This is a genomic window from Saccharothrix variisporea (assembly GCF_003634995.1).
GTDB classification, from domain to species: domain Bacteria; phylum Actinomycetota; class Actinomycetes; order Mycobacteriales; family Pseudonocardiaceae; genus Actinosynnema; species Actinosynnema variisporeum.
In genome coordinates, this window is sequence record NZ_RBXR01000001.1 from 9,349,987 (window position 1) to 9,376,514 (window position 26,528).

At 70.9% G+C, this 26,528-nt stretch carries 20 protein-coding genes and 1 pseudogene; 7 read left to right on the forward strand and 14 right to left on the reverse strand.

The annotated features are described in order from the left end of the window. Nucleotides 1-12: 12 nt before the first annotated feature. Genes DFJ66_RS41805 through DFJ66_RS41815 form a run of 3 tightly spaced genes read right to left on the reverse strand, consistent with a single transcriptional unit; the run spans nt 13 to nt 3,521 of the window. On the reverse strand, nt 13-918 hold the full coding sequence (locus DFJ66_RS41805; RefSeq protein ID WP_121230354.1) for a 3-hydroxyacyl-CoA dehydrogenase family protein: 906 nt from the start codon (nt 916-918) through the stop codon (nt 13-15). A 28-nt stretch (nt 919-946) separates the two neighbouring features. Further along, complete coding sequence (locus tag DFJ66_RS41810) at nt 947-2,746, reverse strand: helix-turn-helix domain-containing protein (protein ID WP_121230356.1); 1,800 nt, start codon at nt 2,744-2,746, stop codon at nt 947-949. A 4-nt stretch (nt 2,747-2,750) separates the two neighbouring features. Further along, on the reverse strand, nt 2,751-3,521 hold the full coding sequence (locus DFJ66_RS41815; protein ID WP_121230358.1) for a CoA transferase subunit A: 771 nt from the start codon (nt 3,519-3,521) through the stop codon (nt 2,751-2,753). Nucleotides 3,522-3,721: 200 nt separating this feature from the next. Here DFJ66_RS41815 and DFJ66_RS41820 point away from each other — a divergent pair, with 200 nt between their 5' ends. The 3 genes from DFJ66_RS41820 to DFJ66_RS41830 all read left to right on the forward strand — a co-directional run bounded on the left by DFJ66_RS41820 (nt 3,722) and on the right by DFJ66_RS41830 (nt 7,417). Then, a complete protein-coding gene (locus DFJ66_RS41820; protein ID WP_121230360.1) occupies nt 3,722-5,029 on the forward strand; it encodes an MFS transporter in 1,308 nt (435 codons plus the stop codon). Next, nucleotides 5,026-5,685, forward strand: a complete 660-nt coding sequence (locus DFJ66_RS41825; RefSeq protein ID WP_121230362.1) for a CoA transferase subunit B — start codon at nt 5,026-5,028, stop codon at nt 5,683-5,685. The genes DFJ66_RS41820 and DFJ66_RS41825 overlap by 4 nt, the downstream gene beginning before the upstream one ends. A gap of 91 nt (nt 5,686-5,776) precedes the next feature. Next, a complete protein-coding gene (locus tag DFJ66_RS41830; protein ID WP_397556288.1) occupies nt 5,777-7,417 on the forward strand; it encodes a tannase/feruloyl esterase family alpha/beta hydrolase in 1,641 nt (546 codons plus the stop codon). On the opposite strand, the gene DFJ66_RS41835 is transcribed toward DFJ66_RS41830, so the two are convergent. The 3 genes from DFJ66_RS41835 to DFJ66_RS41845 form a co-directional block, all read right to left on the reverse strand. After that, complete coding sequence (locus tag DFJ66_RS41835; RefSeq protein ID WP_147459548.1) at nt 7,392-8,405, reverse strand: PucR family transcriptional regulator; 1,014 nt, start codon at nt 8,403-8,405, stop codon at nt 7,392-7,394. The genes DFJ66_RS41830 and DFJ66_RS41835 overlap by 26 nt on opposite strands. Further along, nucleotides 8,402-9,268: a GAF domain-containing protein gene (locus DFJ66_RS41840; protein WP_170200061.1), complete on the reverse strand. Its 867-nt coding sequence runs from the start codon at nt 9,266-9,268 to the stop codon at nt 8,402-8,404. Before DFJ66_RS41840 ends, DFJ66_RS41835 begins: the two co-directional genes overlap by 4 nt. A gap of 493 nt (nt 9,269-9,761) precedes the next feature. Next, a complete protein-coding gene (locus DFJ66_RS41845; protein ID WP_246030145.1) occupies nt 9,762-12,404 on the reverse strand; it encodes an RICIN domain-containing protein in 2,643 nt (880 codons plus the stop codon). Nucleotides 12,405-12,674: 270 nt separating this feature from the next. Here DFJ66_RS41845 and DFJ66_RS41850 point away from each other — a divergent pair, with 270 nt between their 5' ends. Continuing rightward, nucleotides 12,675-15,545 (forward strand): ATP-binding protein, encoded by a 2,871-nt coding sequence (locus DFJ66_RS41850; RefSeq protein ID WP_121230372.1) that lies wholly within the window; start codon nt 12,675-12,677, stop codon nt 15,543-15,545. On the opposite strand, the gene DFJ66_RS41855 is transcribed toward DFJ66_RS41850, so the two are convergent. Together DFJ66_RS41855 and DFJ66_RS41860 are read right to left on the reverse strand one after the other, a co-directional pair. Continuing rightward, entirely contained in the window at nt 15,539-17,281 is a 1,743-nt protein-coding gene (locus DFJ66_RS41855) for a S8 family serine peptidase (RefSeq protein ID WP_121230374.1), read from the reverse strand. The two genes, DFJ66_RS41850 and DFJ66_RS41855, sit on opposite strands and share 7 nt — an antisense overlap. 97 nt (nt 17,282-17,378) lie before the next feature. Next, nucleotides 17,379-17,840: a MarR family winged helix-turn-helix transcriptional regulator gene (locus DFJ66_RS41860; protein WP_121230376.1), complete on the reverse strand. Its 462-nt coding sequence runs from the start codon at nt 17,838-17,840 to the stop codon at nt 17,379-17,381. Nucleotides 17,841-17,930: 90 nt separating this feature from the next. Between DFJ66_RS41860 and DFJ66_RS41865 the strand changes: the two genes are divergently transcribed. The 3 genes from DFJ66_RS41865 to DFJ66_RS41875 all read left to right on the forward strand — a co-directional run bounded on the left by DFJ66_RS41865 (nt 17,931) and on the right by DFJ66_RS41875 (nt 22,117). Beyond that, nucleotides 17,931-18,317 carry a VOC family protein gene (locus tag DFJ66_RS41865; RefSeq protein ID WP_121230378.1) on the forward strand — a complete coding sequence of 129 codons (387 nt, stop codon included), beginning with the start codon at nt 17,931-17,933 and terminating at the stop codon, nt 18,315-18,317. 159 nt (nt 18,318-18,476) lie between these two features. Continuing rightward, on the forward strand, nt 18,477-20,111 hold the full coding sequence (locus DFJ66_RS41870; RefSeq protein WP_121230380.1) for a glycoside hydrolase family 27 protein: 1,635 nt from the start codon (nt 18,477-18,479) through the stop codon (nt 20,109-20,111). A gap of 26 nt (nt 20,112-20,137) precedes the next feature. Then, a complete protein-coding gene (locus DFJ66_RS41875) occupies nt 20,138-22,117 on the forward strand; it encodes an alpha-L-fucosidase (RefSeq protein ID WP_121230382.1) in 1,980 nt (659 codons plus the stop codon). Between the two features lie 74 nt (nt 22,118-22,191). On the opposite strand, the gene DFJ66_RS43795 is transcribed toward DFJ66_RS41875, so the two are convergent. The 6 genes and pseudogenes from DFJ66_RS43795 to DFJ66_RS41895 all read right to left on the reverse strand — a co-directional run bounded on the left by DFJ66_RS43795 (nt 22,192) and on the right by DFJ66_RS41895 (nt 26,517). Further along, entirely contained in the window at nt 22,192-22,374 is a 183-nt protein-coding gene (locus tag DFJ66_RS43795) for a hypothetical protein (RefSeq protein ID WP_211351500.1), read from the reverse strand. 103 nt (nt 22,375-22,477) lie between these two features. After that, nucleotides 22,478-22,849 (reverse strand): annotated as a pseudogene (locus DFJ66_RS43800) (C-terminal helicase domain-containing protein); the annotation flags it as partial. A 213-nt stretch (nt 22,850-23,062) separates the two neighbouring features. After that, nucleotides 23,063-23,977 carry a PDR/VanB family oxidoreductase gene (locus DFJ66_RS41885; protein WP_121230384.1) on the reverse strand — a complete coding sequence of 305 codons (915 nt, stop codon included), beginning with the start codon at nt 23,975-23,977 and terminating at the stop codon, nt 23,063-23,065. Continuing rightward, complete coding sequence (locus DFJ66_RS43250) at nt 23,970-24,143, reverse strand: hypothetical protein (RefSeq protein ID WP_170200063.1); 174 nt, start codon at nt 24,141-24,143, stop codon at nt 23,970-23,972. Before DFJ66_RS43250 ends, DFJ66_RS41885 begins: the two co-directional genes overlap by 8 nt. Then, nucleotides 24,140-25,186 carry an aromatic ring-hydroxylating dioxygenase subunit alpha gene (locus tag DFJ66_RS41890; protein ID WP_121230386.1) on the reverse strand — a complete coding sequence of 349 codons (1,047 nt, stop codon included), beginning with the start codon at nt 25,184-25,186 and terminating at the stop codon, nt 24,140-24,142. Before DFJ66_RS41890 ends, DFJ66_RS43250 begins: the two co-directional genes overlap by 4 nt. After that, nucleotides 25,183-26,517 carry an MFS transporter gene (locus DFJ66_RS41895; protein ID WP_121230388.1) on the reverse strand — a complete coding sequence of 445 codons (1,335 nt, stop codon included), beginning with the start codon at nt 26,515-26,517 and terminating at the stop codon, nt 25,183-25,185. The genes DFJ66_RS41890 and DFJ66_RS41895 overlap by 4 nt, the downstream gene beginning before the upstream one ends. Between the last annotated feature and the right edge of the window lie 11 nt (nt 26,518-26,528).

Sequence of the window (26,528 nt, forward strand, 5' to 3'; positions counted from 1 at the left end):
CCCCGACCGCGTTCACCGTGCCGGGAGGTTGCGGCGGATGCCCTCGATCAGGCGGCTGGTCACGTCGTGCGGACCGGTCCAGTCGAGCAGGCCCCGGCCGGTGGTCCGGCCGCGGTGGCCGTCGGTGAGGAGCTTGTCCAGCGTGGGGAACGCGTCCGTGGCGGTGGACAGGTGGGGCGCCAGGTTGGCCAGGATGGAGCGGGTGAGGTCCAGGCCGATGTGGTCGGCGTTCTCCATCGGGCCCACGGCCGCCAGCCGCAGGCCGAAGCTGCCGCGGACCACGGTGTCGATGGTCTCCGCGTCGCAGACGCCTTCGTCGAGCAGGTGCAGGGCTTCGCGCACCATGGCGAACTGGAGCCGGTTGCCGATGAAGCCCGGGACGTCGCGGTGCAGGCGGACCGCGGTCTTGCCCAAGGAGGTGACCAGGTCGTGGGCGGACCGGACGAAAGCGGGGTCCGTGGCGGCGCCGGGGGCGATCTCCACCAGCGGGATGAGGTGGGCCGGGTTCCACCAGTGCACGCCCACCAGCCGTTCCGGGTGCCGCATGCCGTCGGCGATCCCGGTGATCGACAGGACCGAGGTGTTCGACCAGATCGGGGTGCGCGGGGGCACCAGGGCCTCCACCGCCGCCACCACCTCGTGCTTGACGGCCATGCGTTCCGGCACCGCCTCCACCACGACGTCGACCTGGTGCAGGGCGGCGTCCAGGTCGGGCACGGCGCTGATGTGGTCCTGCACGGCCATCCGCGCCGCCTCCGGGGTGCCGCTGAGCTCCAGCGCCCGCTCCACGCGGTCGTGCACGTCGCCCAGCACGGCCGGGTCCGGGTCGTGGAGTCGGGTGTGGTGGCCCGCTCGGGCCAGTGCGGCGGCGATTCCGTGGCCCATGAGCCCTGCACCGACTATGCCGAATAGCGCCATGGATGTCCTCGAGTCGTAGGTGGTGGGGTCAGGCCTGCAAGGCGTGCAGGCGCAGTGCGAGTTGGATCTCCAGGACCCGATCGGGGGACTGCCAGTCCGGCCCGAGCAGCTTGCCGATGCGGTCCAGGCGCTGGGCCACGGTGTTGACGTGGACGTGCAGGAGGTCCTTGGCGCGCGGCGGGTTGCCGCCGGTGGCGAAGTAGGCCTCCAGCGTGCGCAGGAGCTCGGTGCCGCGGTCGCGGTCGTAGTCGAACACCGGGCCGAGGGTCCGGCGGATGAACGCCGTGTGGTCGCCGTCGTCGGCGAGCAGCAGCCCGACGAAACCCAGGTCCGCCATCGACGCCCCGGTGCCCTCGCGACCCAGCCGCAGCAGGGCGCGCAGGCACCGGCTCGCCTCGGCGTGGGCGCGGGCCAGCTCGGCGGGTCCACACGCCGGTCCGGCCGCCGCGACGGTGACCGGACACCCCGTCGCCGCGCCCAGGGCCGTCGAGACGCGGGCGGCCAGCGGACCGGGGGAGCCGTCGCGGACCAGCAGCACCACCTGCTCGGCGTGGACGCCGACCAGGGCGGCGTGCTGGGCGGCGGCGGTGGCCAGGCGGCGGCGCGGGACCGTGGTGGCGTGGGCGATGAGCACGGCGTGGGGCGCGGTGATGTCCACGCCGAGGCGGCGGGCCCGGTCGACCAGCGCCGACGGGTTGCGGTCGGGCGCGGTGAGCAGGTCGGTGAGCAGTTCGCCGCGGACCTCGTCCTCGGCCTTGGCCACCGAGCGGCGCAGCAGCAGGAGCAGGGCGGTGACGACGGCGGCGCGCTCGAACAGGCGGCGGTCGGCGTCGACCAGGTCGGCTGTGCCGGCCAAGTCGATGGGTGCGGCGCTGCGCACGATGCTGCCCAGCAGCTCGGGGCCGGCCTGCACCGCGCACACCCAACCGTCCGGTGTGGACAGTGCGCGGCCGGAGTGGTGCGAGGCGGCGACGTCGTGCGGGTCCGGTGCCCCGGTGGGCGGTCCCGCGTGGGCGAGTTCGACGCCCTCGGCGGTGTACATGCCGATGCCGCCGCCCAGCGTGTCGGCCACGGCGGCGGCCACCGCCGGGAGGTCGCCGCCGCGCAGCACGAGGTCCATCAGCTTGTCGTGGGCTTCCTCGGCGCGTTCCACGGCTTGGCTGTGGGCGCTGATCTCGGCCAGCAGCCGGGCGTTGTCCAGTGCGACGGCGGCGTGGTCGGCCAGCGACGACAGCAGCGCGATCTCGTCGGGCGTGAAGTCCCGGGGTGTGCGCTCGGCGGCGTAGAGGACCCCGATCACGTTGTGCCCCAACGTCAGAGGCACCGCGAGCAGCGCGGTCAACCCCTCGTCCTTGACCGCGGCGTCCACGGGCTCGCTGTGGTGGAAGCGTTCGTCGGTGAGGTAGTCCGGGGTCGCGTACGGGCGGGCGGTCTGCGCGACCAGGCCGCCCAGCCCGATGCCCATCCGCATCCGGACCCGGGGGAACAGCTCGGACACCGACCCGTCCGTGACGCGCATCGAGGTGGTCTCGGTGACCGGGTCGTTGAAGGTCAGGTACGACAGTTCGACGCCGAGCAGGCGGCGGGCGCGGTGCACGATCGAGCGCAGCACTTCGTCCGGGTCGCGCAGCCGGGCCAGGTCGCCGGCGGTGTCGAACAGGGCGCTGAGCTCGGCTTCCCGACGTCGGTGGTCGCGCAGGGTGGTGTTGATGCGCAGCGCCAGTTCGGCCGCCGGGCCGGCGGCGGGGTCGTCCACGGCGACCAGGGCCAGGTCCTCGCTGCGGGCGCCGCCGGCGAGCAGTTCCAGCAGGCGGAAGGCGACGTCCACCGGCTCACCCCGTGGCGGCCCGGACCGTGCGCCGCTCGATCCGCTTGTCGACGCCGACGCCCACGTGCACGACCCGTTGCACGAACACGCCGGGCAGGTGCACCTCGTCGGGGTCCAGTTCCCCGGGTTCCAGCAGCTCCTCCACCTCGGCGACGGTGATCCGGCCGGCCATCGCGCACAACGGGTTGAAGTTGCGCGCCGACCGGTGGAAGACCAGGTTGCCGTGCCGGTCGCCGCGGGCGGCGTGCACCAGGGCGTAGTCGCAGGTGATCGCGCGTTCCAGCACGAACGGGCGCGGGTCGCCGCCGACGTCGAAGTGCCGGACCTCCTTGGCCGGCGTGCTCGTCTCCACCCGGCCGTCCGGGCTGTGGCGCAGCGGGACCCCGCCCTCGGCGACCGGCGTGCCCACGCCGGTGGCGGTGTAGAAGGCGGGGATGCCCGCCCCGCCGGCGCGCAGCCGCTCGGCCAGGGTGCCCTGCGGCACCAGCTCGACCTCCAGCTCCCCGGCGAGGAACTGGCGGGCGAACTCCTTGTTCTCCCCGACGTAGGAGCTGGTCATGCGCGCGATGCGGTGGTCGGCGAGCAGGACGCCCAACCCGAAGTCGTCCACCCCGCAGTTGTTGGACACGACGTCCAGCCCCGTGGTGCCGCGCGCGTGCAGCGCCCGGATCAGCTCGACCGGGATGCCGCACAGGCCGAACCCGCCCACCGCCAGGCTCGCCCCGTCGGGGATGTCGGCCACCGCCGCCGCGGCCGTCGAAACCAGCTTGTCCATCGTGTCCCTTCCTCCGCCGTCCTGCCGGCCAACAGTGGGCCAAGCCCTGTGCGGTCGACAATGTGGCCGCCCACATGAGCGGCGCGGTTTTTGCGTGGCCGACCACATTGGGCGGCCCGGGACCCCGACCTAGCGTTGCGGCCGTGCACACCGCCTGCCGGTGACGCTTTTCTCGGCACGGCACGACAAAGGAGTCCCTGATGAGCACAGCCGCCGCCGCGCCACCGACCCGCATGGGCCGGGTGGTGGCCGCCAGCCTGGTCGGCACCGCCGTGGAGTGGTACGACTTCTTCCTCTACGGCTCGGCCGCCGCCCTGGTGTTCAACAAGCTGTTCTTCCCGCAGAGCGACCCGCTCGTGGGCACCATGCTGGCCTTCCTGACCTACGCGCTCGGGTTCGTCGCACGCCCGCTGGGCGGCCTGGTGTTCGGGCACTTCGGCGACCGGGTCGGCCGCAAGAAGCTGCTGATGGTGAGCCTGGTGACGATGGGCGTGGCCACCGCCGGGATCGGGCTGCTGCCCACCTACGCCTCGGTCGGCGTGTGGGCGGCGGTCCTGCTGACCGTCCTGCGGCTGGTGCAGGGCTTCGCCATCGGCGGCGAATGGGGCGGCGCGGTGCTGCTGGTCAGCGAGCACGGGTCGCCCCGGTGGCGCGGGTTCTGGGCGAGCTGGCCGCAGGCCGGGGTCCCGGTGGGCAACCTGCTGGCCACCGCGGTGCTGGCGCTGCTGGCCGCGACCATGCCCGACCGGACCTTCCTCGACTGGGGCTGGCGGGTGCCGTTCCTGGTGTCGGCCCTGCTGATCGGCCTGGGCTACTGGATCCGCTCGTCCATCGAGGACGCGCCGGTCTTCACCGCGGCCCGAGCCAAGGCCGGTGAGGCGCGGCGGGCTCCGGCGTTGGAGGCGTTGCGCCGCCACCCCAAGCAGATCGGGGTGTGCATCTCGGCGCGGATGGTGGAGAACATCTCCTACTACATCATCACCGCGTTCGTCCTCACCTACGTCACCACGTACTTGAAGCTGGACAAGGCGCTGGTGCTCAACGCCTTGTTGTTGGCCAACGTCGTGCACCTGGTCGCCATCCCCGCCTTCGGCGCGCTGTCCGACCGGATCGGCCGCCGACCGGTGTACCTGGGCGGCACGATCGGCATGGGGCTGTGGGCGCTGCTGTTCTTCCCGCTGCTGGACACCCGTGACGGGTGGCTGCTCACCCTGGCCGTGGTGGGCGGGCTGGTCGCGCACGCGGCGATGTACGGGCCGCAGGCGGCGTTCTTCGCCGAACAGTTCGACACGGAGGTCCGTTACTCCGGCACCTCCATCGGCTACCAGGTCACCTCGATCATCGCCGGCTCCTTGGCCCCGCTGATCGCCACCGCGCTGCTGTCCCGCTACGGCAACCCCACACCCGTCACGATCTACGTCGTCGTCGCGGCCGTCATCTCCACCGCCGGAGTCCTCGCCGCCAAGGAAACCCGCCACCGCGACCTCGCCGAGGTGACCACCCGATGAGCCTGACCCGCACCCAAATGGCCGCCCGCGCTGCCCGCGAACTGCCGGATGGCGGTTACGTCAACCTCGGCATCGGCCTGCCCACACTCGTCGCCGACCACATCCCGCAGGGCAAGCACGTCGTGCTGCACTCCGAGAACGGCATCCTCGGCGTCGGCCCCTACCCCGTCGACGGCTCCGAGGACCCCGACCTGATCAACGCCGGCAAGGAGACCGTCACCGTCACCCCCGGCGCGTCCTTCTTCGACTCCGCACTGTCGTTCGCCATGATCCGCGGCGGCCACATCGACGTCGCCGTGCTCGGCGCGATGCAGGTCTCCGCCGAGGGTGACCTGGCGAACTGGATGATCCCGGGCGCGATGGTCAAGGGCATGGGCGGGGCGATGGACCTCGTCCACGGCGCGCGGAAGGTCATCGTGCTGATGGAACACACCACCCGGGACGGCGCGCCCAAGATCGTGAACGCGTGCACCCTGCCCACCACGGGCCGGCGCGTGGTGCACCAGGTGATCACCGACCTGGCCGTCCTCGACGTCACCGCGGACGGCCTTGTCCTGCGCGAACTGGCTCCAGGGGTCACGGTCGAGGACGTGCGTGCCGTGACCGAGCCGGATGTGGTCGTTCCCGCGGTTGTCCGACTCGGGGTGGCGTCATGAGGAAGCTCGGCGTTGTGGTGGCGCTGGTGTGCCGGGTGGCGGTGTGCTGGGTGGCGCTGGTGTGCTGGTGGCGCTGGTGTGCCGGGTGGTGGTGTGCCGGGTGGTGGCGTGCGGGGTGGTGGCGTGCGGGGTGGCGGTGTGCGGGGTGGTGGTGGCTCCGCCGGCGCTGGCGGCGACCGACTCGTGCGCAGGGTTGACCGGCTTGGCGATCCCGGCTGCCGTGATCGGCCTGCCGACCTCGGGTGGTGAGGTCACCGCTGCCCGGATCACCGGCGAACCCGCGCATTGCCGGGTGGACGCGGCGATCCACCCGGTCGACCCGGCCGCGCCGGACGTCCTCCTGCGGGTCGCGCTGCCGGCGCGGTGGAACCGCAAGACGATGATGTTCGGCGGTGGCGGGTACGACGGCACCATCCCCGACGTCGCCGGCAACGTCCCCTACGGCCCCGCCGACCGGCCCACCCCGCTCGGCCGCGGGTACGCGACCTTCGCGAGCGACTCCGGTCACCAGGCCGCGCCGGACTTCACCCCGACCCGGTCCCTGGACGGCTCGTTCGCGGTTAACGACGAGGCGCTGCGCAACTTCGCCGGTGACGCGCTGAAGAAGACCCGCGACGCCGCCCTGTTCCTGGTCGGCAGGCACTACGGCCGTCCTCCGGTGCACAGCTACTTCGCCGGCGGCTCCAGCGGCGGTCGGGAGGGGTTGGCGGTCGCGCAGCGGTGGCCGGCCGACTTCGACGGCGTGATCTCGGCCTACCCGGCGTGGAACGCGGCGAGCCTGGACCTGTTCTTCGGCTACCAGGCCCGGCTGCTGGCCCAGCCGGGCGCGTTCCCGGGACCGGCCAAGCAGGCGCTGCTGCATCGAGCGGTGATCGCCGCCTGCGACGGTCGTGACGGTGTCCGCGACGGCGTGGTCTCCGACGAAGCGGGGTGCCGGTTCGACCCGCGGTCGCTGCGCTGCGCGGACGGCGCGGACCTGGGCGATTCGTGCCTGTCGGACGCGCAGCTCCAGGCCGTGCGGGCGATGTCGGAGCCACTGCGGTGGGACTACCCGATCGGCAGCGGCGAACGCGGCTACCCCGGGTTCCCGTTCCTGTCCGGTGCGGACATGACCACACCGCTGCTGGGCCTGGGCACGCAAGCGCCCGCCAACCCGATGCCCAAGACGGCCGGGTACGGCGTGCAGTTCTGGGAGCAGTGGGTGAAGTACTTCGTCACGCGCGACCCGGCGTACGACTCGTTGTCGCTGGACCCGCGCACACCCGGCAAGTGGCAGCAGCGCATCAGCGAGCTGTCGCGGTTGCAGGACGTCAACGACCCCGACCTGCGCCCGTTCGCCGACGCCGGCGGCAAACTGCTGCTCGTGCACGGCACGGCCGACGAACTGGTCAGCCACCGGTCCACTGTGGACTACTTCCGGCGCGTCGAGCAGACCACGGGCAAGGGCGCGACCCAGCGGTTCGCCCGCCTCTACCTGGTGCCCGGTGCCAACCACGTCAACGTCGACGCGGCCTTCGCCGCCGGCTGGGACTCGGTGACGGCGCTGGAGAACTGGGTCGAGCACCACCGGCCGCCGGTCGCGCAGGTGGTGACCGACAAGAACCCGTCGGCGGGCGGACGCACCCGACCGCTGTGCCAGTACCCGGCCTGGCCCCGGTATGTCGGAGCGGGCGACCCCGACTCCGCGCGCAGCTACGTCTGTACGGCTAGCTCAACAGTTCCGGCCGGCTGATCCGCAGCAGGCGCAACGCGATCTGGACCTCCAGCAGGCGGTCCGGATCGCGCCAGGACTCGCCCAGCAGCTGTCCGATCCGGGACAGCCGCTGGGCGATGGTGTTGGCGTGCAGGTGCAGTTCCTGCGCGGTGGTGGACATGTTCTGCCCACTCGCGCAGAACGCGCCCAGCGTGCGCACCAGGTCCGCGCCGCGCGTCTCGTCGTAGTCGATCAGGCAGCCGAGCACGGAGTCCACGAACGCGCCCAGGTCGCGCCTGCTGCCGAACAACACCCCCACCGCACCCAGTTCGGCCGCGTCGGCCCCTTCGCCGGCACGGCCCAGCGCGAGCATGGCCTGCGCGCAGTCCGCAGCCTCCCGGTACGCCTCGGCGACCTGCTCGACGCTCTCCACCGCCGCCGCGCCCGCGGTCACCGGCCGTGCGCTCGTGGACAGCTCACGGCTCACGTTTCGTGCTTGCGGCCCCGGGTCGGTGCCCGGCAGCAACAGCACCACCTCGTCCTTGCGGCAGGTCGCCAGACCACCACCACGGCGGGCCAGGGCGGCAGCGGCGGCGTGGTAGCGGTCGCGCCCGCCCCCGCAGACCCGGGCCACCACGACGACGTGCCGGGCGTCGAGGTCCACCCCCAGCAGGGAAGCGCGGTGGCGCAGCAGGTCGTCCCGCCGTGGGGAGGGGGAGAGCAGGTCCTCCAGCAGTTCGCCACGCACCTGGGCTTCGGTCTCGGCCACGCGCTGCCGGGTGACCAGCACCAGCGAGGCCACCAACGCCGTCGCCTCCAACGTGCGCCGGTCGATGTCGCCGACCGCGCTGGTGCCGGCGAGGACCATCGTGCCGAGGTAGTCCGACTCGGTGATCATCGGCACCGCGCACGTCGTGCCGGTCGTGATCGTGCACCCGGCCTCCCGCGCGGCCCGCGCGACCGCGCCCAGGTCGTCCACCTCGACCTCGGCACCGGCCCTGGTCACCACGGCACCGTCCCGGTTCACCAGCACCACGCACCTGCCGCGACCGAGTTCGCCGCGGCCTGGACCACGTCCTCGACCCCCTTGCCGTCCAGGACCAGGCGCGTGAGCCGCTCGTGGACCGCCGCACTGCGCTCCAGGTCCTCGGCGTGGGACCGGGTGGTCGCATTGGCCACCCGCAACTCGTCCGCCGCCGCCCGCGCCTCACCCAGCAACCGGCTGTTGTCGATCGCCACCGCCGCGTGCGCAGCGAGCATGGACAACGCGTTGACGTCCCGCCCGCTGAACGTGCGCTGCTCGCGGTGCGCGGCCAGCAGCACCCCGATCACGTGCCGCCCGAGCACCACCGGCACACCCAGCAACGACACCATCTTCTCCGCGCGCACCGTCCGGTCGATCTCGGCGGTGTGGATGATCGACTTGTCCTCGTGGTAGGACAGCACGCTGTAGGGCGCACCCGTGCGAGCCACCATGCCCCCGACCCCGGCCCCACTGGGCAACCGCAGTGCGCGCAGCAGCCCGGAGATGTTGCCCGAGGCGGCTTTGATGTAGCTGTCACCGCGATCCCGGTCGCTGAGGCTGATGTAGGCCAGGTCGCAGTCCAGGAGGCGGCGGGCCCGGTCGGAGATGGCTTGGAGCACTGCGTCCAGGTCGTGCAGCGCGGCGAGGTCGTGTGCGGTGTCGTTGAGGAGTTGCAGCTCGGCCTGGTGCCGTCGGTGCCCGATCAGGATCTCACGCACGCGCAGCGCCAACGCGCGTTCACGTTCCAGCTCGGCGAGTTGGTCGGCCGGGGCGCCCTTGGCTCGTGCTTGGGTCAGGGGCTCGTCGAAGTCGGCGACGTCGGTGTCCGATGCCAGCAACAACTCCAGGTACGAAGCACTTCCCACCGCCACGGCTCCCTCCACCGACACCGTTGTCGAGCCGCCCCAGCCTGGGCTTACGCTAGGCAGCTCGCGGCGGGGCGACCATGTGGATGGCCACACACATCGCGCGCCTTGCATGTGCCCACGGCACACATTCCACGCTTAACAGTCCGCGTTCGCAACCCGGTTCAGGCGCGGCGCTCTCAAGATCGAAAGATGACAAGCGGCGCTCGCCGCGCGGCAGGCCGCCAGCGGGGGGTGAAGGGCGTCGGTTCCCCCGCCGTATGGCCTGGCGGAGCCAACCACAGATTTGCCGGGGTGCCGCTAAAACTTTTTGCTCGTTCCTCGCAAAAACTTTCGGCTGCACCCCGGCAAATCTGTGGTAGCCCTTCGGGCAGGCCATACGGCGGGGGAACCGAGGCCCTCCACCTGTGGTTGGGACCACCACGCAAAAGCGCGCTTCGCGCGTCGGAAGGTGGCGGTGGGAGCCAGGTGGCGGCCTGGCTCCTCGGTGGGGTTAGCTGCGCAGGGTCCACTGCTGGTTGGCGCCGCCCCCGCAGGTCCACAGGATGATCTTCGTGCCGTTCGCGGTCGCTGCCCCGGAGGCGTCAAGGCAGAGGCCGGACTGGACGCCGGTGATCGTCCCGTTGGCGTTCACGTTCCACTGTTGGTTGGTCTGGCTGTTGCAGTCCCAGATCACGACCGTCGTGCCGTTGGTCGTGCCCTGGTTGTTGGCGTCCAGGCACTTGTTGCCGTACACCTGCAGTTGCTTGCCTGCCGTGTACGTGAAGCGCTGGTTGGTGCCGCCGTGGCAGTCCCACAGCTGCGCCTGGGTGCCGTTGGTGGTGCTTGCGCCGCTGATGTCCACGCAGCGGCCGGACTGGCCGCCCACGATCGTGACGCCCTGTGTGGTGCCGCCGCCCTGGCGCCTTGCCAGGGACTTCGACTCGGCGGATCGGGTGCCCTGTGCGTTCACGACGTAGAGGCGGTAGTCACCCGACGTTGTCGGTACCTCGATGGTCGTCGCCGTGCCTGCTGCCCTGGTCATGGTCGGGCCGACGGCGAAGGTGGTGGTGCCGAGGGGAGCCAGCCACAGGGTTTTTGTGGCGTCGCCGGTGCTGCGGATCGGGATGGACGCCGTGCCGGAGCCCACGAACGTGCTGTCCGGCAGCACGTAGTCGGGCAGGGACAGGTTGCTCGCCGGGATGATGTCCCGGTAGGCGTCCTCCAGGCCCGAGTTCACGGCGATGCTGTGCGCCGGCGCGGGCCACACGTAGTCCGAGTAGACGAGGATGTCCTGGATGGTGCTGTTCGGCAGGTTCTTGTTGGACACCTTGTTGATCGGCCCGTAGGTCTGCGTGATGGTCAGGTCGTGCTTGCGGCCGAAGTCGTCGGAGTTGATCATCCACGTGACGTTCTTGTCCACGCTCAGGACGTTGTCGCGGAACGTGATGTACGCCGACCCCTCGTCCGGGTGCAGCCCGTACTTGTGGCCGGACGGGACGCCCTGCAGGTAGTTGTTGGTGATCGACGTGTTCGGCTGCGCGCCCAGCGTGTAGATGGGGGCGGTGTCGTTGAGGCGTTGGACGGTGTCGATGATGTGGTTGTAGCTGATGTTGTTGTTCCGGGCCGTGGTGGTCGGGCGGTTGGGGGCGATGGAGCCCGACGAGCCGTCGAAGTTCCACCAGCCCCAGCCCATGGTGATGCCGTTCCACGGGGCCTTCTCGATCCGGTTGTGCTGGATGGTCAGCGTGTCGACGAAGAACGCCGAGATGGGGCTGTGCCCGTTGAACAACACCGCGCTGTCGTAGAGGTAGTTGTTCTTGATCTCGATGTTCTTCGGCAGCCCTTCGACCTGCGCGGTGTACTTCTCGCGGTTGGACGACGTGTGGTCGCCGATGTAGACGTGCTGCGGGTGGCCGACGTTGATCGCTGAACCGGCGATGTCGTTGGTGTAGTTGCCGATCACCTGCACGTTCTGCACGTCGTTGACCAGGTTGATGCCGTCCACACCGGTGTGCTGCACGCGGTTGCGGAGGAAGGCGATGTTGTCGGCGTTCTCCACCTGGACGGCGCCCGGCGCGGTGTCGACGTTCCGGTAGTAGTAGACGTGGAAGTTGCCCTTCGCGTACGCCGTGTTGCCCAACGGACCCTGCTGGGCCTGCTTGAACGCGCTGCCGGCCACGGTGAAGAGGTTCCAGTCCGAGTGCTGCACGGTGATGCCGGAGAAGGTGATGTTGCGGACGTGGTTGGTCGTGGACGTGCCGGCGACCCGGATCAAGGTGGACAGGTTGTTCGGCGCGTAGACCGACGCCGTCGCCATGTCGTCCGAGTTGTTCTTGTAGTAGTAGACCGTCTGGGCGGCCCGGTCGAAGTAGAACTCGCCCGGCGAGTCCAGGAACTCGTAGGCGTTCATGAACTTGTGGCTGCCGCCGGTCTGGAAGTTGCCGTTGAACGCCCCCGCGGCGATGGCCCCGCCGGGTTGCTGGAACAGCGCGACGCGGCCGGAGCCGTCGCTGCTCGTGGTGACCTGCCGGACGCCCACGATGGCCGTCTGCCACGTCGTCGCGGTCTCGATCTCGACGTCGTCGGGGTTGCGGGAGATGGCGGGCAGGTCGCCGAGGCCGTACTTGGCGCCGTCGCACTGCGAGCCCGACTCCCACGCCCAGGGCGCCTGGCCGGCGGTGACGTTGTAGGTGCCGTAGCAGCCTTGCGAGCTGATCGTCTTGGTGGCCATGACAGCGCGCTTGTCGTTGACGTAGAGCGCACGCAGCTTGTTCGCGCGGGTGAGCGGCGCTTTCCAGATGTTGCCGCTGTGCTGGGTCCAGCCGGTCACCGCGACGCCGCCGCTGAGCACGGGCGTCTCATTCGGGTAGGCGGAGTAGAGGACCCGGTACCCGTTCGTGCCGGAGTCGGCGGGGGTGAAGTCGATGGCGCTGCCGAGCTGGTAGTTGCCGCCGCGCAGGTAGACCTGGATGTCCCCGGTCATGGTGGCGTTGATCGTGCGGACGGCGTCCCGGGCGCGCTGCACGGTCTTGAACGGCGCGGTGATCGTCCCGGGGTCGGAGTCGTTGCCGTTGGGGGACACGTAGAACGTCGCCTGCGTGGCGGCCGAGGCACCGGGTGGGCTCGCGGTGGCCGGCAGCAGGGACACGGACACGAGCGCCGCGAGGGTTAACACCGACCTCGCGGCGCTAGCGGCTGATCTCACCTTTTCTCCCATCGTCGTCGTTGACGAGCAGTCGGCGACCGGCGGTGCGCGAGACCCGGCGCCTTCCGGCAAGCTAGCCACCGCCGGTACCGGGCAGCAATGTCTGGTTGCTGCCATTCTGTTAGCGCTAACTGCCGGCAGGCCTAGGCTTGACGCCCGATTCAGTGAGCGCTAACAAGACTCCGGAAATGATCAGCGCCCCGCGGCCCGGGAGGCGTCATGAGGCGACGAGACGGTGTCTCGGAGGCGTGGCACGGCCGCTGGTTCCGCACCAGCTCACCGGTCCTGATCGACCGCGCCGAGCACCTGGCCGCGCTGCGGGAGGCCGCGGCGCGACGGCCCGCGGTCGTGCTGCTCGAAGGCGAGTCGGGGGTGGGCAAGAGCCGGCTGGTCGCCGAGCTGCTCGCCGGGGACCTCGGCGGGGTCCTGCCGCTGGTCGGGCACTGCCAGCAGGTCGGCGAGCCGTTCTCCTACGGCGCGTTGCTGGAGGCGCTGCGGGGCGCGGGACCCGGGCTGGCGCGGCAGCGGTCGTTGAACCCGGTGATCGGGGCGCTGGCCCCGCTGCTGCCCGAGATCGCCGCCGACCTGCCGCCGCCCCTGCCGCCACTGGGCGACCCGCGGGCGGAACGGCACCGGCTGTTCCGGGCCGTGCGGGAGCTGCTCGCCGCCCTCGGGCCGGCGTTGTTGCTGGTCGAGGACCTGCACTGGGCCGACGACGGCACCCGGCAACTGCTGCGCTTCCTGGCGGGCGGCCCGCCGTCCACGCTGAGCATGGTGCTCACGTACCGGCGGGAGGACCTGCAAGGCAGCCCGCTCGGCGCGGAGTTCCGGTCGGCCGCCGGCGGCCTGGTCGCGGTGCTGGAGCTGGAGCCGTTCGACGTGGACGGCGTGCGGCGGCTGACCGAGGCCATCCTCGGCACGCCCGGGGTGTCGGCGGACTTCGCGGCCCTGCTGCACGAGCGCACCGCGGGCATCCCGTTCGTCGTCGAGGAGACCCTGCGCGCCCTGCGCGACCCGGCGGGCGCGGTGCAGGCCGGCAGCGCGCGGGCCAAGCGCCTGCTCGACGCGGTCAAGGTCCCCGTCCTGCTGCGTGACGCCATGGCCGACCGGCTGGCCACCCTGCCCGCCGACACGGTCCGGTTGGTCGAGGCGGCGGCGGTGCTCGGCACCCCCGCGCCCGCGGGCCTGCTCGCCGAGGTGGGCGGCGTCCCGGAACACCGCTCCCGGACCGCGCTGGCGCACGCCGTGGACGGGCACGTGCTGCACGAGGTGGACGACCTGGGCTACGGCTTCCGGCACATGCTGGCCCGCCAAGCCGTCTACGACACCATCACCGCCCCCGAGCGCGCCGCCCTGCACGACCGGGCCGTGGACGCGCTGGAGCACGTCGAGCCGCGCCCCCTGGTCCAGTTGGCCGAGCACAGCGAGCGCGCGGGCCGCGCGGCGGCCTGGCTGGCGCACGGCGAGGCGGCGGCGGACCGGGCCATCGACTCCGGCGACGCGGCCACGGCGACCACGCTGCTGCACCGCCTGCTGGCCGCGCCCACGCTGCCCGCCGAGGTGGTGGACCGGCTGGCGATCAAGCTCGGCCGCATCGCCAACACCGGCCTGGACCAGCGCGACCCCACGGAGACGCTGGAGCGCCTGCTGGTCGACCCGCGCCTGGCCACGTCCGTCCGCGGCGAGGTGCGGCTGTACCGGGCACTGCTGCTGCTCCGCCGACTCGGCCACATCCGCGAGGGCCGGGCCGAGTTGGAACGCGCCATCGGCGAAATGTCCGACCGCCCCGACCTCGTCGCCCGCGCCACCGCCGCGCTGTCCATGCCCTACCTGGGCACCCCGCCACCCGACGAACTGGCCCACTGGTGGCGGCACACCCAGACCCACCGCGCCACCGCCACCGGCGAACTGCGCATCGCCCTGCTGGCCAACGAGCTCGGCTCCCGCCTGCACCAGGGCTACCTGGCCTGGCTGGACGAGGTCCCCGAGCACGCGGACACCCTCGGCGGCCAACAGCACCTCGCTCGACTGCGGTGCAACGTCGCCGACGCCTGCGTGTGGCTGGGCCACCTCGACGTGGGCACCCGCTTCCTGCACGACGGCCTGCGGCTGGCGGCCCGCAGCGGGGCCCCGTTCGTGGTCAGCACCGGCCGCACCACCGAGGCGCGGCTGGAGTGGATCACCGGCCGGTGGGCGGGGTTGGCGCGGCGGGCGAGCGGTCTGATCGAGGAGTACCGGGACGTGACCAGCATGGCGTCCGAACTGGAACTGGTGCTGGGCTGGCTGGCGGACGCCCGCGGTGACCGCGACACGGCGGCAGCGCACTTCGCCCGAACCGGCGCGCACGACCCGGACGACGCGATCCTCCCGGTGGCGATCAGCGGCACGGCGGGCCTGGCCTCGATCCACCTGGAGGCCGGGGCGGCAGCCGAAGCGGCGGCGGAGGTGGACCGGGGCTTGGCGGCCGTGCGACGGACAGGCTCGTGGCCGTGGGTGGGCCCGCTCGCGCCGGTGGCGATCGCCGCCTACTCGGCGGTCGGCCGGACCGCCGAGGCGGCACGACTGGTGGACGAGATCTCCGAAGGCCTCGCCGACCGCGACGCGCCTGCTGTGCTCGCCGCGCTGGCGCAGTGCCGTGGAGCGCTGGCTTCACGCACGGAAGCCGTGGGGCACTTCAGGGAAGCCGCCGAACGCTACGAGGCAATGCCCGCGCCTTATTACGCCGCTCTGGCAAGGGAACGCGAAGCAGCGGTGCTGACACCGTCCGTCGAGGCCGTAGAACTGCTCAGGACCTGCGCGGAGACGTTCGACGCACTAGGCGCGACAAAAGCCGCCGCCCGATGCCGCCACAAACTCCACGCCCTGGGCCGCGCCACGCCAACCCGGCGGGGCCGGCGCGGCTACGGCAACGACCTGTCCCCACGGGAGGCCGAGATCTCCCGGCTGGTCGCGGCGGGCCGGACCAACCGGGAGATCGCCGAGCAGTTGTTCCTGTCCTCCCGGACAGTCGAACAACACGTGGCCCGCCTGTTCCGCAAGCTGGGCATCCGCTCGCGGACCGAACTGCGCGCCAACCGCCCGGGTCAGTAGTACTGGCCGAAGCAGAAGGTCAGGGTGCCGTACACGGTGCACTGGATCTGCTTGGTGGTGCTGCCCTTGCCGCCGGTCCGGTCGGTCACGACGAGCTGGGCGGTGTAGGTGGCGGTCCGGCTCGGGTAGACGTGTTGGGGCTTGACGCCGGTGCCGGTCGTCCCGTCGCCGAAGGTCCAGGTGTAGGTGGCGATGTCGCCGTCCGGGTCGCTCGACGCGGTGGCGTCGAAGTCGCACCTGGCCTGGTAGCAGTACACGGTGAAGGAGGCCGTCGGGGGCTGTGGGCCGGCTTGCACTCGCCTCGACGTGGTGGCGGTCTTGCCGCTGTTGTCGGTGACCGTCAGCTTGGCCGTGTAGGCGCCGGCCGTGCCGTAGGTGTGGGCGGGCTTGACGCCGGTGCCGGTCGTTCCGTCGCCGAACTCCCAGGCGTAGGAGGAGATCGTGCCGTCCGGGTCGGAGGAGGCCGACGCGTCGAACGCGCAGGACGGGGTCGTGGACGAGCAGGTCGCGGTGAAGGCGGCCTTGGGTGCGCCCGGGTCGCGGGTGCCGAGGTCGTCCACGTAGAGCAGGCGGTTGGGTGAGTCCTTCGGGTCGGAGACCTTGTTGGTGGTCGCCGTGTCGAGCACCTTGGCGTTGGCGTCGGTGACCGAGATGGCCGGGTCGGCGCTGGTCGCCAGGGCCAAGGCGCCGGCCACGTGCGGGGTCGCCATGGACGTGCCGCTCATCTGGCCGGTGCCGCCGCCCCTGGTCGTGGAGGTGATGGTGGTGCCGGGTGCGAACAGTTCGACGCAGCTGCCGTAGTTGGACGCCGAGTTGCTGCTCCACACGCTGCGCTTGTCCGCGCTGTCCGACGCGCCGACCGTCAACACGCCCTCGGCGGCGGCCGGGCTGTAGTTGCAGGCGTTCTGCCCCGCGTTGCCCGCCGCGACGGCCCACGCCACACCCGCCTTGACCGAGTTGGTGACGGCCGTGTCGACGGTCGTGGTGCGGCTGCCGCCGAGGCTCATGTTGCCCACGGCCGCGGTGGGGGCGTTCCGGGTGACCCAGTCGATGCCCGCGATGATCTTGTCCCACGGGCCGCTGGCGTTGCAGTCCAGCACCCGGACCGCGACCAGTTCGACGTTCTTGGCCACGCCGTAGGTCTTGCTGCCGATCGTGCCGCCGACGTGGGTGCCGTGGCCGTGGCAGTCACTGGCGTCGCTGTCGTTGTCGATGAAGTCGTAGCCGCTGGTCGCGCGGCCCTCGAAGTCGGGGTGGGTGAAGTCGATGCCGGTGTCGAGCACGTAGGCCTTGACGCCGGAGCCGTCGTTCGGCGCGGTGAAGGCGTTGTCCAGCGGCAGGTCCCGCTGGTCGACGCGGTCCAGGCCCCACGTCTCGGTCGCGTGCGCCACCGAGTTCTGCTCGACGTGCCGCACCGCCGGGTCCGCGGCCAGCCGCCGGGCCTGCCGTTCGGTCATGCGCACCGAGAAGCCGCGCAACGCGGCGGAGTAGACCTGCGCGACCTGCCCGTGGTACCGCTCGGCAAGGCCGTCGGCCTGCGCCGACACCGCCGCGCGGGCAGCCGGTGCGTCGTCCAGGGCCACGATGTAGCTGTCTTCGATGGCGCCCGGAGCGCCCGCACCCAGTACCCGGCCCTCGGCCGCTTGTACGACACCGACGCCGTTGAGCGCCAACGCGAGGGCGATGCCGGCGCACAGACCGGCCATGCGCTTGCCTCGCCCGTGTGAGGTGGACATGCGAAACCAATCTCCTTCAGCCGTAGCGGGATGCGACCCAGCATCGGCACTGCGCACGGCTGAACAACGGGTATCGCGGGCTACTGCGTATACGTGTCTATTGCGCGGGAGGCTGCTCCAGGGCTGTCGCGATGCGGTCGAGGTCGGCCAGCAGCGCGGCCATGCGTTGCGGCGGGACGGCCTCGACCATCCGCCGTTCGACGGCGTAGACGGCGGCCTGCACCTCGGCCAGGCGCGCGCGGCCTTCGTCGGTGAGGTGGGCGGGCAGGGCGCGGCCGTGGTCGGCGGTGGCGTTGCGGGTGATCAGTCCCGCGTCCTGGAGGCCGCGCAGGACGACGTTGCCCGACTGCCGGGTGACGAACGTGGCGCGGGCGAGGTCGGCGTTGGACATGCCCGGGTTCAGGGCCAGGAGTTCCAGAGTGGCGTACTGCGGCACGGTCAGGCCGTGTTCGCGCAGCACCTTGTCCATCGCGGCGCGCAGGGCGGCTTGGGCGCGTTTGAGCAGGTAGCCGACGTGCTGGGTCACGTCCTCGGCGGGGTGGGGCGGCTTCGGCGACATGCCGTCATCATGTCAGAACTTTGACATGTGCGAAGGCTCGGGCCTAGTCTCCCGATGTCAAAGTCCTGACATCAAGGATCGAGGGAACCCATGTCCATCACCACCGACCGTCCTGCCATCGACGGCCCGAGCTTCGTCGCCCTGCAAGTGCGGGACCTCGAAGCGGCGGCGCTGTTCTGCGAGGAGCACCTGGGTCTGCGCCGCGCCGCCGTCTCGCCGCCGCACGCGGTCGTGTTCGACACCAAGCCGACCCCGTTCGCCCTGCGCGCGCCCCTCCCGGGCGTCGACCTCGGCGACATCGCGCGGCCCGGCCTGGGCGTGGTGATGTGGTTCCGGACCGCGGACGCGCACGCGCTCCACGACCGGCTTGTCGCCGCCGGGGTCGAGGTGCTGACGCCGGTCACCGCGAGCCCCTTCGGGCCGATGTTCTCCTTCGTGGGGCCGGAGGGTTACGTGCTCACCGCGCACGGCGGCTGAGACCTAACGGTGTTTGCGTTAACACTGCATACAGCGCGCCCGCATACCTAACTATTGCCGCCATTAGAGACGATGCCTTGTTCTCGGTGGAGACATGTAGTTAGCGTTAACACGCCAGGCCGCTGGGGCAGCGACGACGCTGGACCGAAGGGGACCGCCATGTTCCGCAACCGCTGGGTGAAGTCGCGGCTGACCGCACTGGTGTGCGCGCTGCTGGTCGGGCTGGTGGTCAGCCCACCGGCGGCGTCGGCCGCCTCCGGCGCGGCTCCGATCACGAAGCCGCCGATGGGCTGGAACTCCTGGAACAGCTTCGCCGGCGCGATCGACGCGAACGTGATCAAGCAGCAGACCGACGCGCTCGTGGCCTCCGGCATGAAGGACGCGGGCTACGAGTACGTCAACATCGACGAGGGCTGGTGGAAGGGCACCCGCGACGCCGGCGGCAACATCGTCGTCGACACCGTGCAGTGGCCCGGCGGGATGACGGCCATCGTGGACTACATCCACAGCAAGGGCCTGAAGGCGGGCATCTACACCGACGCCGGCCGCAACGGGTGCGGCTACTACTACCCGACCGGGCACCCCGCCTACCCCGGCACCGGCAGCGAAGGCCACTACGACCAGGACTTCCTCCAGTTCTCGCGGTGGGGCTTCGACTACGTGAAGGTCGACTGGTGCGGCGGCAACGCCGAAGGCCTGAACGCCCGCACCCAGTACACCGCCATCAGCGACTCCATCGCCCGCGCCACCGCGCAGACCGGCCGGCCGATGGTGTTCTCCATCTGCGAGTGGGGCGGCCAGCAGCCGTGGGACTGGGCGCCGGGCATCTCGAACCTGTGGCGCACCAGCGGTGACATCATCTTCTGGGGCGAGCGTCCGGCGATGTCGCGGGTGCTGACCAACTTCGACTCCGCGCAGCACGCGAGCGCGCAGAGCCCCGGCCACCACAACGACCCCGACATGCTCATCGCCGGCTTGCCCGGCTTCTCCGACGCCCAGAACCGCACGCACCTGAGCCTGTGGGCGATCTCGGGCGCGCCGCTGATCGCCGGCAACAAGCTCACCGAGATGACCGCCGCCACCCGGGCCACGCTGACCAACCGCGAGATGATCGCCATCGACCAGGACCCGTTGGGGCGGCAGGGGACCAAGGTCGCCGAGGACGCGCAAGGTCTCCAGGTGTACAGCAAGGTGTTGTCGGGCACGGGCAAGCGCGCGGTCGTCCTGCTCAACCGCACCGGTTCGGCCGCCACCATCACGGCCCGCTGGTCGTCGCTGGGCCTGACCGGGTCGGCCACCGTCCGCAACGTCTGGACCGCGACCGACCTCGGCAGCTTCGCGTCCGGTTACAGCACCTCGGTGCCGGCGGGGGAGGCCGTGCTGCTCACCGTCACCGGCACCGATGGTGCGCCGACCGGACGGCAGATCGTGGGCGCGCAGTCGGGTCGTTGCGTGGACGTGCCGAACGGGGGCGCCAACGGCACCCAGGCACAGCTGTGGGACTGCAACGGCCAGCCGCAGCAGGCGTTCACCTACACCGCCACCAAGCAGCTGACGGTCAACGGCAAGTGCCTCGACGCCTACAACCGCGGCACGACCAACGGCACGCAGGTCGTCGTCTGGGACTGCAACGGCCAGACCAACCAGCAGTGGAACGTCAACTCCAACGGCACGATCACCGGCGTCCAGTCCGCCCTCTGCCTCGACGCGAACGGCCAGGGCACCACGAACGGCACCAAGCTGATCCTGTGGTCCTGCAACGGCCAGCAGAACCAGCAGTGGACCCTGCGCTGACCTCCCTCCCGGAAAGGCCCACCGCCATGTCCTCGCCATCGAACGGCTTGTCCCGCAGGCGGTTGCTCGCCGCGGCCGGTGCCACGGGGATCGGCGGCCTGCTGGGGGTCGGCACGGCCCACGGCACCGTCGGTCCGAGCAGCTACACGCCCACGTGGGCGTCGGTGGACCAGCACCCGCCGGCGGCGGAGTGGTTCCAGGACGCCAAGTTCGGCATCTACTTCCACTGGGGCGTGTTCAGCGTCCCGGCGTTCGCGAACGAGTGGTACCCGCGCAACATGTACTTCAGCGGTTCGAACGAGAACCGGCACCACATCGACACCTTCGGCGACCCTTCGGCGTGGCCGTACCACAACTTCATCAACGGCGCCCGGGACAAGGCCGGGAACTGGGTGCAGTTCGCGCCCAAGCTGAAGTCGGCCGGCGGCAATTTCGACCCCGACGAGTGGGCGCAGCTCTTCCTGGACGCCGGGGCGAGGTTCGCCGGACCGGTGGCCGAGCACCACGACGGCTACTCGATGTGGAACAGCACGGTCAACGAGTGGAACTCGGTCCGAACCGGCCCGAAGCTGGACCTGGTGCGCCTGCACGCCGACGCCATCCGGCGCAAGGGCATGAAGTTCCTGGTGGCCATGCACCACGCGTACAACTTCACCGGCTTCTACGAGCGGGTCCCCGCGCAGTCGGACGCGAGCCTGCGCAAGCTGTACGGCCAGCTGGGCGCGGCGGCGCAGAACCAGCTGTGGGTGGACAAGCTCAAGGAGGTCGTGGACGGCTACCAGCCCGACATCCTCTGGCAGGACTTCAACCTGAACGCGGTGGACGAGTCGCGGCGGCTGGAGTTCTTGGCGTACTACTACAACCGCGCGGTGGCGTGGAACAAGGACGTCGTCGCGACCTACAAGGACGGCTTCAACAACCGCGGCGAGGTGTTCGACTACGAGCGCGGCGGCCCCGCAGGGCTGCAAAGTCCGTTCTGGCTCACTGACGACAGCATCTCCAGCTCCAGCTGGTGCTACACGGTCGGCATCGGGTACTACTCGCTGAACGCCATGGTGCACTCGCTGATCGACCGGGTCAGCAAGAACGGCAACATGCTGCTCAACATCGCGCCCATGGCCGACGGCACCATCCCGTCCGGGCAGCGCACGATCCTGCTGGGCATCGGCGACTACCTCAAGCGCTTCGGCGAGTCGATCTACACCACCCGCGCGTGGTCGGCGTTCGGCGAGGGACCGACCCAGATGGGCGGCGGCTCGTTCACCGAGCCGAGGGCGGGCACCAACCGCGACATCCGTTTCACCCGCAGCAAGGACAACACGGTCCTGTACGCCACCGTCATGGGCTGGCCGGGCTCCACCCTGGACATCACCACCCTGAACTCCAACCGCATCAACCTGACTTCGCTCGCGTCAGCCCGCCTCCTGGGCTCGACCGCCGGCACGTACATCGACCTGCCCACCCGCACCCAGGACGGCACAGCCCTGCACCTGACGATGCCGTCCTCCACACCCCCGTTCACCGCCCCGGCCTACGTGGTGAAGCTGACGTTCTCCGGCCAGATCCCCACCCTGGGCGCCGCCCCGATCCCGACCGGCTGGGCCCGGATCACCAACGCGACGACCGGCCTGGTCCTGGACGGCGGCGGCAGCACCACGTCCGGCTCGAAGCTCAAGCAGTGGAGTTGGGACAGCAGCACGAACCTCCAGTGGCAGCTGGTGGACGCGGGCGGCGGCTACGTCCGCATCGTCAACCGCACCACCGGCCTGGTAGCCGACAGCTGGGGCAACACCACCAACGGCGCCCCCGCCCAACAGGCCCCGTGGAACGGCGGCAACAACCAGCAGTGGCGCCTGAACAGCGTGGGCAACGGCCGCTACCAGATCATCAACCGAGGCACCGGCACCGCGCTGGACGGCATGGGCGACTCGACGGTGGGCGCGACCTGCGCGATGTGGACCCCGAACTCCAGCCCGAACAACCACTGGACCATCACCGCCGTGTGACCCGCCCGACCCGCCGGCAGGATGCTGTCCTGCCGGCGGGGCCGAACGCACTTCCGGCGGCGGGGGACACTGCATCAGCTGCGGGTGCGCTCCTCGGTGGCGAGGCGTTTGCGCTCGGCGGCGATGACCTCGCGGGCCAGTTCGACCTCGGTCAGGTCCACCGCGTCGGGGCTGGAGCGGGCCAGGTCGCTCACCCTGGCGAAGTCGTCGAAGATCTGCCTCTTGCCGGCCGGCAGCTCGGTGATCCGCTGGTCCACGCTGTCCGCCGACAGCAGGCGGTGCCTGGACGGACTGGACCCGGCCCATGCGGTGTGCGCGGGCGATCGCCTGGGCCTCCGTAGTCGGTTTGAGCTGGGGTTCGGAGATCACCACCACGGACGCGTACTGGATGTCGAGGCCCACGCCGCCCGCCTCGATCTGGGCGACCAGCACCGCCCCGTGCCGGGCCGCCGAGAACGCGTCGACCGTCTCCTGCCGCTTGGTCGCCGGTACCGACCCGGACAGCGGGCCGAACACCGGTCCCGGCAGCGATCGGGCCACGAGGTCGAGCACGTCGCGGAAGTAGGAGAAAACAATCACCCGCCGCCCGTTCTCCTCGGCCTCCTCGACGATCTCCGACAACCGCTGGAGCTTCGCGGAGCGGTCGTCCTCCAGCACGGCCGCCTGGCGCATCTCCATGAAGTTCCCGTTCACCACCGCTTTCCGGGAGCGGGCCCGATCCTGGGCGCTCATCGGCAGCCACTCCTCGACCTCGATGAGCTCCGGGCGTTCGGTGAGCACGTCCTCCTGGTTGCGGCGCAGGTAGGCCTGGCGACCTCACGCGCAGGTGGGAGACGAGGTTGCGGAACTCGTCGACCTTGTTCTCCAGCGGTGTGCTGGTGAGCAGGATCGCGCCGGGCCCGGCCGACCAGGGCGGCCGTCCGCCGGGTCCGCTGGGTCTGGGGGTCACAGGTCGAGGACGAGGCGGGGGGTGCGGGCGCGGGAGACGCAGATCATCATCACGTCGCCCGCTGCCCGCTCCTCCGCGTCGAGTACCGAATCCCGGTGGTCCGGGACGCCCTCCAGCACGCCGGTCTCGCACGTGCCGCAGGTGCCCTCGCGGCAGGAGGACAGGACCGTCATCCCGGCTTCCTCCAGCGTGTCCAGGATCGACCTGTCCTCCGGCACGACCAGCGTCCGACCCGACCGTGCCAGCTCCACCTCGAACGACGTGCGCTCGCCCTCGGCCCGAGGCGTGAAGCGTTCGACGTGCAGGCGGGCGGGGCAGCGTTGTTCGACGGCGGCGAGCAGGGGTTCGGGACCACAGCAGTAGGTCTCGGCGTCGGGGTCCAGGAAGGTGTCCAGGTCAAGCAGGCCGAATTCGTCCTGGGGACGGATGATCACCCGATCGCCGTACTGAGCGGCCAGTTCGTCCGCGAAAGCCATGGACGACCGGGTCCGGCCGCCGTACAGCAACCGCCACTCCGCCCCGCGAGCGGCGACCGCCCTGATCATCGGCACGATCGGGGTGATCCCGATGCCACCCGCGATGAACAGATAGCGGTCGGCCGATACCAGGGGGAAGTGGTTGCGGGGGCCGTGGACGCGAACAGCGCGGCCCTCCACCAGCGTCGAGTGCACCTCCCGCGAACCACCCCGGCCCGAAGGCTCGAGCAGCACCGCCACCTGCATCACCGACCGGTCCGCCGGGTCGCCGCACAGCGAATACTGCCGCACCAACCCGGGCCCCAGCACGAGGTCCAGGTGGGCGCCGGGCGTCCAGGCGGGTAGGGGGTCGCCGGCGGGGTGGCGCAGGGTGAGTCGCACGACGTTCTCGGCGATGACCTCCCTGCGCCACACCACGACCTCGAAGTCAGCCACGGCCGTGGCCCTCCGGGTGGGACAGCAGCCAGTCCCACAGGACCACGGGATCCTCCGCACCCTGTTCGGCACCGCAGTGGCACACACCCAGCAGCACGTCCGTGCCCGGCTCCCAGTGGACCCGGTAGACGGTGTCCCCACGCAACATCGCGACCTGGTCGCTCATACCGCGTTCACCGGTTCGTCGGCCTCGGCCACCATCCGCTTGAGGATCCGACGAGCGGCCAACCCGCCCGTGTCGATGTTGATCGACAGCTCCTGGTAGCCCAGCGGCTCGGAAGCGATCACGCGTTCCAGCAGGTCCAGCGCGGTGACGTCCTGGAGCACGACCGTCCGGTTGCTCTCGCGCAGGAAGTCGGACACCCCCTCGTCCTCCAGCGCGAAATCTCGTGCCACGGCCCAGAAGTCGTGCGTGCTGTGCTCGGTCTCGGGCGTGATGGCGTAGACGACCTCGACGTGGAAGGCGTGGGGATCCGAACCATCCGGCTCGGGCAGCACACCCACCGGCGCGACCCGGCTGTGCAGCAGGTACAGGCACGGCGGGTGGTACTCGATGTCCTGCCAGCGTGTGATGCGGCCCTCGATCCCCGTGGACTTGGCGTAGAACGGCGGGCACGCCGCGTCGGCCATGTGCCGGCTGACGTAGATGATCCCGTTGTCCTCGTCCACCTCCGTGGTGATCGGCGTGTTGGCCACCTCGGGCGTGCCGATGTACCCGCCGTGCAGGTACGTCTCGTGCGACAGGTCCATCAGGTTGTCCACCAGCAGCTCGTACCGCGCCGCCAACGGCTCCATGCCGCTCACGGTGGTGTAGCCGGGGTCGGCGAGCCACGGCGCGCGGGGAATGCGCGACCGGTCGGCCCGGTCGCGGTCGCCGATCCACACCCACACGAACGAGTCCTGCTCGACCACCGGGTAGGACGCCACTCGCGCGGTGCGCGGGATGCGGGCCTGCCCGGGGACGAACACGCAGGTCCCGGCCTTGTCGTAGGTGAAGCCGTGGTAGCCGCAGACGATCGTGTCGCCTTCCAGCCTGCTCTCCGAGAGCGGGTAGCGCCGGTGCACGCACCGGTCCGCCAGCGCCACCACCTCGCCCTCCTCGCTGCGGTAGAACACCAGCGGCTCGCCCAGGACGGTCCGGGCGAACAGCTCGCGCCCGATCTCGCGGCCGTAAGCCGCCACGTACCACTGGTTGCGCGCGAACGTCATGGTTGAGCGACCTCCTGCGGTGGCATGGTCCGGGACGTCGGATCGTCCAGGTCGGCCCGGTGGGTCTCCGGCACGAACACGATCGCGACGAGGCTGATCAGGCAGATCACGGCGAGGTAGGCGGCGGTGGACAGCGAGGTGCCGGTGGCCGCGTACAGCGAGGTCGCGATCAGCGGCGCCAGCCCACCGCCGACGATCGCGCTGAGCTGGTACCCGAGCGACGCGCCGCTGTAGCGCACTCGGGTCGGGAACAACTCCGCGGCGATGGCCGCCTGCGGGCCGTACATCGCGGACAGGAACGTCACCGCCACCAGCACGCCGACCAGCACCCCGGCGGGGCTGCGGGTGTCCAGCAGCAGGAACAGCGGCCACGCCCAGAGCGTGGACAGCACGGCCCCGGCCACGAAGACCTTGCGGCGGCCCAACCGGTCGGACAGCGCGGACAGCGCCGGTGTCGCCACCAACTGCACCACGCTGGCCAGCAACACCATCAGCAGCACCGTGCTCCGCGCCATCTTCAACGGCCCGGTGGTGTAGGACAGGACGTAGACCAGGGTGATGTACCCGATGGTGTTGGCGGCCATGAACGCCAGACCCGCCAGCACGACCCTTCGCCAGTGGCCGCGCAGCAGCTCCACCACCGGCATCCGGGCCTTGTCGGTCGCGAGGAACAGCGGCGACTCCTCCAGCCGCAGCCGGATGTAGAGGCCGACCGCGATCAGCACCGCGCTGAGCAGGAACGGCACCCGCCAGCCCCACGCGGCGAACCGCTCCGGCCCCAGCACCGAGTTCGTCGTCAGGAACACCAGGTTGGACAGGATGATCCCGGCCGGCACCCCCATCTGCGGGAAGCTGCCGTAGAACCCGCGCCGAGCGCCCGGCGCGTGCTCCACCGCGACGAGCACGGCACCGCCCCACTCGCCGCCGACCCCGAGCCCCTGCGCGAACCGCAAAGCCACCAACAGGACCGGCGCCCACACCCCGATCTGCGCGTAGGTCGGCAGCACGCCGATCAGCACCGTCGCCACGCCCATCACCAGCAACGACGTGACCAGCATCGACTTGCGGCCGGCGCGGTCGCCGAAGTGCCCCATGAGGACGCTGCCCAACGGTCGCGCCAGGAACCCGACCGCGAACGTGGACAGCGACGCCAGGGAGGCGGCCAGGGGAGACAGGGACGGGAAGAACTGCTTGCCGAACACCAACGCGGCGGCGTTGGCGTAGATGAAGAAGTCGTACCACTCGATCGCGGTGCCGACGAAGCTCGTGCCCGCGATCCGGCCGATGGACGGTGTTCCGCTGGAGTCCGGTGGGGACGGCGTCTTTGCCATGGTTTCCTCCG